A 9,418-nucleotide genomic window follows, 5' to 3' on the forward strand; every position below is an offset into this window, starting at 1 on the left:
TCTGCGGGCCAAGCACGGCGAGCGGGAGACCTTCGCCGGCTTCCTCGGCCGCGCTCACACCGCGGGTGTGGAGGTGGACTGGAACGCCTTCTACGCCGGCACTGGTGCCCAGCGCGTGGATCTGCCCACGTATGCCTTCCAGCGTGAGCGGTACTGGCTGACCCCCGGCACCGCTCCGGGCGATGTCTCGGCCACCGGACTCATCGCCGTCGACCACCCCGTCCTGGCCGGTCGGGCACTCATCGGTGACCGCGACGAATGGCTCTTCACCGGCCGTATCTCCACCGAAACCCAGCCGTGGACACGCGACCACGTCGTCATGGGCGCGGTCATCGTGCCCGGGGTGGCGCTGGTCGAGATGAGCCTGGCCGCCGGGCGCGAGGTCGGCTGCGATGTGCTCGACGAGCTTGTCATCGAGGCCCCGTTGGCCCTGGAGGACACGGCGGCGCGCCAGATCCAGATCGTCGTCGGTCACACCGACGACGACGGTCGCCGCGAGTTCGTCATCTTCTCGCGGCCCGAGAACCACGACGCGGACGAGCAGCCTGACGCGACCTGCCACGGCCGTGGCTGGCTGTCGCCGGAACCCAGGTCCGCGCCCGCGTGGGACATCGCATGGCCGCCTGAGGACGCCGAGCCCCTCGCCGCGGAGGCGCTCTACACCCGCATGGCCGACATCGGTTACGACTACGGACCCCTGTTCCAAGGGGTGGTCGAAGCGTGGCAGGACAACGACGTCGTCTATGTCGAGCTCGCCCTGCCGGACGACACCGACGCACAGGGATTCGGCATCCACCCGGGGCTCTTCGACTCCGCCGTGCAGAGCTCGCTTTTCGGGGAGAAGCCGGACGACACTCTCGTCATGCCGTTCTCGTGGAACGGTGTACAGCTCAGCCGGACCGGTGTGGCGCGCGCCCGCGCCCGGCTGACCCCCGCGGGCGAGGCCGCCTTCCGCATCGACATCGTCGACGAGTTCGACGAGCCGGTGCTCAGCATGGACCAGTTGGTGTTCCGTCCGGTCGACCAGGCTCAGCTGAAGCGAGCCGCCGAGACGGCGGGGTCGCTGTACCGGCTGGACTGGCCCCCGGTCACGGTCGCCAACGGCCGGTCCGCCCGGGTCGCGGTGCTCGGTGGACTTCCCGCCGAGGGCGCGCCGTTCGAGGACCTGGCCGCGCTGGAGCAGGCCGTGACGGGTGGTGACTCGGCGCCCGAGCTGGTGCTCGCGGTCGTCGACACCACGGAGGCCACGGACGCCACGGCGGCCGCGGTCGAGGCGCTGGCCCTGGTGCAGCGGTGGCTCGCCACTGACTGCCTGGGTGGGGCCGCGCTGGCGGTGGTGACCCGGCGTGCGGTCGCCGTCGAGGACGAGGCTCCGGACGTCGCGCAGGCCGCGGTGTGGGGCCTGCTGCGCAGCGCGCAGTCGGAACACCCGGGGCGGTTCCTGCTGGTCGACTTCGACGCCGACGATGCGGGCGGCGGGTTGCAGTGGGGCGGGTTGCCCGACCTGGACGAGCCGCAGTTGGCGGTGCGCGACGGTCGGGTGTTGGCGCCGAGGCTGGTCCGTGCCGCCGACGGTGAGTCGGCGACCGCGTTCGACCCCGAGGGCACTGTGGTGGTCACCGGTGGTACGGGTGGTCTGGGTGCGGTGTTCGCCCGTCATCTCGCCGCCGAGCATGGCGTGCGTCATCTGCTGCTGCTGAGCCGCAGGGGCCCGAAGGCTGATGGCGTCGCCGAGTTGGTGGCGGAGCTGGAGACCCTGGGCTGTGCCGCCCAGGTCATGGCGTGTGATGTGGCCGACCGGGAGCAACTGGCTGCCGCACTGGGCTCGGTGGAGCGCCCTCTGACGGGTGTGGTGCATGCGGCCGGTGTGCTTGACGACGGTGTGGTCGAGTCGCTGTCGCCGGAGCAGATCGAGCGGGTGATGCGGCCGAAGGTGGACGCGGCGTGTCATCTGCACGAGCTGACCGCCGACTCCGAGCTCTCCGCGTTCGTCTTGTTCTCGTCGGTGGCCGCCCTGATCGGCAGCCCCGGTCAGGGCAACTATGCCGCCGCGAATGCGGCTCTCGACGCGCTGGCCGCGTCGCGGCGTGCCGTCGGCCTGCCCGCCACCTCGCTGGCGTGGGGTCTGTGGTCGGAGGCCGCGGGTATGGCCGCACAGCTCGGTCAGGGGGAGCTGGCCCGGCTGGAGCGCATGGGCGCCAAGGGGTTGACGACCGAGCTGGGTCTCGGTCTGTTCGACGAGGCTCTGACCTCCGACGTGGCGCTGCTGGCGCCGGTCCGGCTGGACACCGCGGTGTTGCGTGCCCAGGCCAGGGCCGGGTCGATCCCGGCCGTCCTGCGCGGGCTGGCACCCGCCCCGACCCGGCGGGGTGAGGCCGGAGGGTCCCTCGCCCGGCGCTTGGCGGGTGTGCCGGAGGCGGACCGTGAGCGGGTCGCGCTCGAACTGGTGCTGGCCCAGGTGGCGGGTGTACTCGGCCATGCCTCGGCCACTTCCCTCGACCCCGGCCGCGCGTTCAACGAGCTCGGCTTCGACTCGCTGAGCGCCGTCGAGCTGCGCAACCGGCTCACCCAGGCCACCGGTGTGCGGCTGCCCGCAACCCTCGTGTTCGACCACCCGTCACCCATGGCGGTGGCGCGTCTGCTGGTCTCGCGGATCACGGTGGATCCCGCGAGCGGTCGCACACGTGCGGCACGGCCGCGGCGCGTCGACACCGGTGAACCCCTGGCGATCGTGGGCATGAGCTGCCGGTTCCCCGGCGGGGTGTCCTCGCCGGAGGAGCTGTGGCAGCTCGTGGCCACGGGCCGCGACGGCATGGGCCCGTTCCCGACCGACCGTGGCTGGGACCTGGAGCGGCTCTACGACCCGGACCCCGACCAGGTCGGGACGGTGTACACGCGGGCCGGTGGATTCGTCGATCGCATCGGTGAGTTCGACGCGGACTTCTTCGGGATCAGCCCGCGCGAGGCGCTGGCGACCGACCCGCAACAGCGCCTGCTGCTGGAGACGTCATGGGAGGCGTTCGAGGACGCGGGCATCGACCCGACCTCGCTGCGCGGCAGCAACACCGGTGTCTTCTGCGGCACCGTCGCCTCGGGCTACCACGCCACGATGGCTCCCGAACTGGAGGGTTACCACCTCACCGGCACCACCATGAGCGTGGTGTCCGGCCGGATCGCGTACACACTCGGCCTGGAGGGTCCGGCGGTCTCGGTGGACACCGCCTGCTCCTCCTCCGCCGTCGCCCTGCACCTGGCGTCCCAGGCGCTGCGGGCGGGCGAGTGCGAGACGGCCCTCGTCGGCGGCATCTCGCTCATGGCTACTCCCGACCTGCTCATCGGCTTCAGCCGACAGCGCGGTCTGGCGAGCGACGGGCGGTGCAAGGCGTACGCGGCGTCGGCCGACGGGACCGGCTTCTCCGACGGCGTGGGTGTGGTGGTGGTGGAACGGCTGTCGGATGCCCAGCGCAAGGGCCGCCGCATCCTCGGTCTGATCCGGGGCAGCGCGGTGAACCAGGACGGTGCGAGCAATGGTCTGACCGCGCCGAACGGTCCGTCGCAGGAGCGGGTCATCCGCCAGGCCCTGGGCAGTGCGGGGCTGAGCCCGGTCGACGTCGACGCGGTCGAGGGCCATGGCACCGGTACGAGGCTCGGTGACCCCATCGAGGCGCAGGCGCTGCTCGCCACCTACGGCCAGGACCGGGACGGCGACCCGCTGTGGCTCGGATCCATCAAGTCGAACATCGGTCACACCTCGGCCGCGGCCGGTGTGGCGGGTGTGATCAAGATGGTGATGGCGATGCGGCACGGTGTGCTGCCGCCGACCCTGCATGTCGATGAGCCGTCGCCGCATGTGGACTGGGAGTCCGGCGAGGTGCGGCTGCTGACCGAGGCCCGGGAGTGGCGGGTTGATGGTCGTCCGCGTCGTGCGGGTGTGTCGTCGTTCGGTGTGAGTGGCACCAACGCGCACATCATCATCGAGGAGGCACCGGCCGAGGAGCCGGTGGCCGACGAGCGGACCGCGCCCACCGCTCCGATGCCGGTCGTGGTGTCCGCGCGCACCGATGCGGCGCTGCGGGCGCAGGCGCGACGGCTGAGGGAGCGCGTGGCCGCCGATGCGGACGTGTCCGTCGAGGACATCGGCTTCTCCTCGGCCACCACCCGCGCGCTGCTGGAGCGCCGTGCGACCGTGGTCGCCGCGGACCGCGGAGAACTGCTGGCGGGCCTGGACGCACTGGCCTCGGCGACCCCGGCGGCGAATGTCGTCGACGGCCAGGCCATCGCCTCGGGCGCCAAGCCGGTGTTCGTGTTTCCCGGTCAGGGCGCGCAGTGGGAGGGCATGGCCGTCGAACTGCTCGACTCCTCACCCGCGTTCGCCGCCGAAATCGCCGCCTGCGGTGAGGCGCTGTCCGAGTTCGTGGACTGGCGCCTTGAGGATGTACTGCGGGGTGTGCCGGGCGCGCCGTCGATGGAACGCGTCGATGTCGTCCAGCCCGCGCTGTTCGCGGTGATGGTGAGCCTGGCGGTGCTGTGGCGTTCCTACGGTGTGGAGCCGTCGGCGGTGGTCGGCCACTCCCAGGGTGAGATCGCCGCGGCGTACGTGGCCGGTGCGCTGTCGCTGCCGGACGCCGTCCGGATCGTGGCGGTGCGCAGCCAGTTGGTGCGCGACCGCCTCGCGGGCTTCGGCGGCATGATGTCGGTCGCGCTCCCGGTGGAGCGGGTCGAGGAGCTGATCGCCCCGTACGAGGGCCGGGTGTCGGTGGCGGCGGTGAACGGCCCGGCGGCCGTTGTGGTCGCCGGTGAGCCGGGAGCCCTGGACGCCGTGATGGCGGTGTGCGAGCGGGAGGAGATCCGGGCGCGCCGGGTCAATGTGGACTACGCGTCGCACACCGCGCAGGTCGAGGCGCTGGAAGCGGAGCTGCTGGAGGCGCTGGCCTCGGTGGTACCGACGGCGGGGAAGGTACCCGTGTACTCCACGGCGGTCGGCGCGTTCGTCGACACCGCCACGATGGACGCCGCGTACTGGTACGGCAATCTGCGCGGGCAGGTCGGGTTCGAGCCCGCCATCCGTGCCCTCATCGACAAGGGCACGGGCTGCTTCCTGGAGATGTCCCCGCACCCCGTGCTCACGATGGCGGTCGAGGAGACCGTCGAGGCGCAGGACGCGGCGGGCCGGGTGGCCGTGGTCGGGTCGTTGCGCCGGGACGAGGGCGGCCTCGCCCGGTTCTGGCTGTCGTTGGGCCAGGCACATATCGCCGGGGTCGGCGTGGACTGGGACGCGGTGTACGCCGGAACGGGCGCGCGGCGCGTGCCTCTGCCCACCTACGCCTTCCAGCGCGAGAACTACTGGCTGATGCCCTCGGCCCAGACCGGTGATGTCGGAGCGGCCGGTCTCGACCAGGTCGAACACCCCGTCCTGGCCGCGGCCGTGCAGATCGGTGACCGTGACGAGTGGGTGTTCACCGGGCGCTTCTCCACCGAGTCGCAGCCGTGGGTACGGGACCACGTCGTCCTCGGCATGGTGATCGTTCCTGGTACGGCATGGGTGGAACTGGCGTTGGCCGCCGGCCGGCGCGTGGGCACACCGGTGGTGGACGAGCTGGTCATGGAGTCGCCGCTGCTGCTGGAGGAAGGGACGACCGCACAGCTGCGGGTCACGGTCGGTACGGCCGGTGAGGACGGCCGCCGTGAGGTGATGATCTTCGCTCGCGCCGGGGCCGGGGACGACGCCGGGATGACCTGCCATGCGCGTGGCCGGCTGGCCGCGGAGGACACCACACCGGTGTCGTCGTGGATCCCCGCGCAGTGGCCGCCCGCGGATGGTGTGGAGATGACCGGCGGCGCGCTGTACGCCGGGATGGCCGAGCTCGGGTTCGACTACGGACCGGTGTTCCAGGGCGTGCGTACCGCGTGGCGTGTCGGTGACGTGGTGTTCGCCGAGGTGGTACTGCCGGGTGACACCGGCGGTGAGGGCTTCGGTCTTCATCCCGCCCTGTTCGACGCCTCGTTGCACGGTGCGTTCGCCGAGAAGGGCTCGGACGGCGGGGCGACGATCCTGCCGTTCTCGTGGTCGAAGGTGTCCGGCGGGCGTTCGGGTCTCTCCCGGGTCCGGGTGCGGATCTCGCCCGCGGGTGACGCGGCCCTGCGGGTGGATGTGGTGTCCGAGCAGGGCGAGCCGGTGCTGACCCTGGAGCGCCTGGACATGCGCCCGGTCGAACCGGCTCAGCTGGAGCGGCTGCGCCGGGGTGGCGGGCAGTCGGTGTACCAGCTCGACTGGACGCCGGTGACCCTTGGCACGAGCCGGCACGCGCGGGTCGTGGTGCTCGGTGAACTGGCCGAGCTGGAACAGCCCGTGGCCGACGGCGGCCCCGTACCGGAGCTGGTGCTGGCCACGGTCGACACCTCGGACGGGGACGTGGCCGGGGCTGCCCGGGAAGCCACCACCCAGGCACTGACCTTGGTGCAGAGGTGGTTGGCCGCCGACTGGCCGGCCGAGGCCCGGCTGGTTGTCGCGACCCGCGGGGCCGTCGACGCCGTCGGTGGCGAGACCCCCGACCTGGCCCAGGCCGCGGTCTGGGGTCTGCTGCGCAGCGCCCAGTCCGAGCACCCGGACCGGTTCCTCCTGGTGGACCTGGACGGCGACGAGCCCGACTGGGGCGCGGTGCTCGACGCGGACGAACCGCAACTCGCGGTCCGCGACGGCCGGGTGCTGGCACCCAGGCTGTCCCGCGCCTCCGCCGGTGCGTCGATGACCGCGTTCGACCCCGAGGGCACCGTGGTGGTCACCGGTGGTACGGGCGGTCTGGGCGCCCTGTTCGCCCGACACCTGGCCACCGCACGCGGTGTCCGTCATCTGCTGCTGCTCAGCAGGCGCGGTCCGGAGGCCGACGGTGCCGCCGAGTTGGTGGCCGAGCTGGAGACCTTGGGCTGCCACGCGCACGTCGCCGCATGCGATGTGTCCGACAGGGAGCAGCTGGCCGCCGCGCTCGGCTCCCTCGAGCACCCGCTGACCGCCGTTGTACACACCGCGGGTGTGCTCGACGACGGTGTGGTCGAGGCGCTGACGCCCGAGCAGATCGAGCGGGTGATGCGGCCGAAGGTGGACGCGGCGTGGCATCTGCACGAGTTGACCGCCGACGCGGACCTCTCCGCGTTCGTCCTGTTCTCCTCGGTGTCCGCGCTCATCGGCAGCCCGGGTCAGGGCAACTACGCGGCGGCGAACGCGACCCTGGACGCGCTGGCCGGGCTCCGGCGGGCCGCGGGCCTGCCCGCCACCGCACTGGCGTGGGGCCTGTGGTCGGACGCGGGTATGGCCGCCCGCCTGGACGAGGCCGAGTTCGCCCGGCTGGAGCGCATGGGCATCAGCGCGCTCACCGCCGAGACCGGTCCCGCACTGTTCGACCAGTCGCTGGACGTGGATACGGCCGTGGTGGCTCCGGTCCTGCTGGAGACGACCGCGCTGCGCGTCCAGGCCAGGGCCGGGATGCTGCCGCCGCTGCTGCGGGGACTGGTCCGGACTCCGGCAAGGGTGGTCGACACCAGTGCGGGTGCGTTGGTCCAGCGGCTGGCCGGAGTGGCGGAGACGGACCGCGAGCGCATCGTCCTCGAACTGGTCCAGGCCCAGGTGGCCGCGGTGCTCGGCCACGCGTCGGCTGCGTCCATCGAGCCCGAGCGGGCGTTCAAGGAGATCGGCTTCGACTCGCTCAGCGCGGTGGAGCTGCGCAACCGGCTCACCCAGGCCACCGGTGTGAGGCTGCCCGCCACGCTCGTGTTCGACCACCCCACACCGGCCGCGGTCGCCGACCTGGTGCTGTCGGAGGTCGGCGGTGGAGAGCAGGCCGAGCCCCTCATCGACCAGGAGATGAGGAAGCTCGAGGACATGCTCGCCGCGAGTTCCGCGGACGAGCAGCAGCGGGTGGCCAAGCGCCTGCGCACCCTGCTGTCCAGCATCAGCGCCACCGCCCAGGCCGGTGCCGGCGCGGGCGACGGCGGTCAGGGCGACAAGAAGCAGCACGCCAAGGAGCGGATCGAGGCGGCCACCACGGCCGAGGAGATCTTCCAGATGATCGATGTGGAGTTGGGCGACGCGTGACGGGGGACACAGGAATGACGGAGAACATCGATCAGCAGGAAAAGCTCGTCCGCTATCTCAAAAAAGTCGCGGTCGAACTGAACGAGACCAGGGCGCAGCTCGAAGAGGCCGAGTCCCGGGCCACCGAACCGCTGGCGATCATCGGCATGAGCTGCCGCTACCCGGGTGGGGTCAGCTCGCCGGAGGAGCTGTGGGAGTTGGTGGCCTCGGGGCGTGATGCCATCACCGGGCTGCCCACCGACCGCGGTTGGGACCTGGAGCGGCTCTACGACCCGGACCCCGACCAGACCGGGAAGGTCTACACCCGGGGTGGCGGCTTCGTGGAGCGCATCGGGGAGTTCGACGCCCAGTTCTTCGGCATCAGCCCGCGCGAGGCCACCGCGATGGACCCGCAGCAGCGGCTGCTGCTGGAGGCGTCGTGGGAGGCGTTCGAGGACGCCCGCATCGACGTGACCTCGCTGCGCGGCAGCGAGACCGGTGTCTACTGCGGGCTCAGCGTCACCGACTACGGCATGGGGCCGGAGAAAAGCGTGGCCCAGGTGGAGGGCTTCCAGCTCACCGGTGGCGCCGCCAGCGTCTCGTCCGGCCGGATCTCCTATCTCCTCGGCCTGGAGGGTCCGGCGGTGTCCGTGGACACGGCGTGCTCCTCCTCCGCCGTGGCCCTGCACATGGCCGTGCAGGCCCTGCGGGCAGGGGAGTGCTCGCTCGCCCTCGCCGGTGGTGTGACCCTGATGCCCAGCCCCTTCATGCTGCGGGAGTTCAGTCGTCAGCGCGGTCTGTCGACGGACGGCCGGTGCCGTGCGTACGCGGCGTCCGCCGATGGGACGGGGTTCTCCGACGGGCTCGGCCTGGTGGTGCTGGAGCGGCTGTCCGACGCCCGGCGCAATGGCCGTCGCATCCTGGGGCTCATCCGCGGTACCGCGATCAACCAGGACGGCGCCAGCAACGGTCTGACCGCGCCCAACGGTCCGTCGCAGGAGCGGGTGATCCGTCAGGCGCTGGCAGGCGCCGGGCTGCGGCCGTCCGATGTGGACGCGGTCGACGGCCACGGGACGGGTACGAAGCTGGGCGACCCGATCGAGGCGCAGGCGCTGCTGGCCACGTACGGCCGGGAGCGCGACGGTGACCCGCTGTGGCTGGGCTCGATCAAGTCCAACATCGGTCACACCTCGGCCGGGGCCGCGGTCGCCGGTGTGATCAAGATGGTGATGGCGATGCGGCACGGTGTGCTGCCACCGACCCTGCATGTCGATGAGCCGTCACCGCATGTCGATTGGGAGTCCGGTCGGGTCGAGCTGCTGACCGAGTCCCGGGAGTGGCAAACCGCAA

2 protein-coding genes are annotated in these 9,418 nt (G+C 71.9%); both read left to right on the forward strand.

The window, feature by feature from the left end:
- The first annotated feature begins 67 nt into the window (after positions 1-67).
- Entirely contained in the window at positions 68-8,089 is an 8,022-nt protein-coding gene (locus tag JK363_RS40660) for an SDR family NAD(P)-dependent oxidoreductase (RefSeq protein ID WP_215911737.1), read from the forward strand.
- Positions 8,090-8,103: 14 nt separating this feature from the next.
- Positions 8,104-9,418 (forward strand): type I polyketide synthase (locus tag JK363_RS40665; protein ID WP_201883365.1); only part of this gene is annotated, 1,315 nt, incomplete at its 3' end.

The organism is Streptomyces coffeae, from assembly GCF_016741875.1.
Classification (GTDB): domain Bacteria; phylum Actinomycetota; class Actinomycetes; order Streptomycetales; family Streptomycetaceae; genus Streptomyces; species Streptomyces coffeae.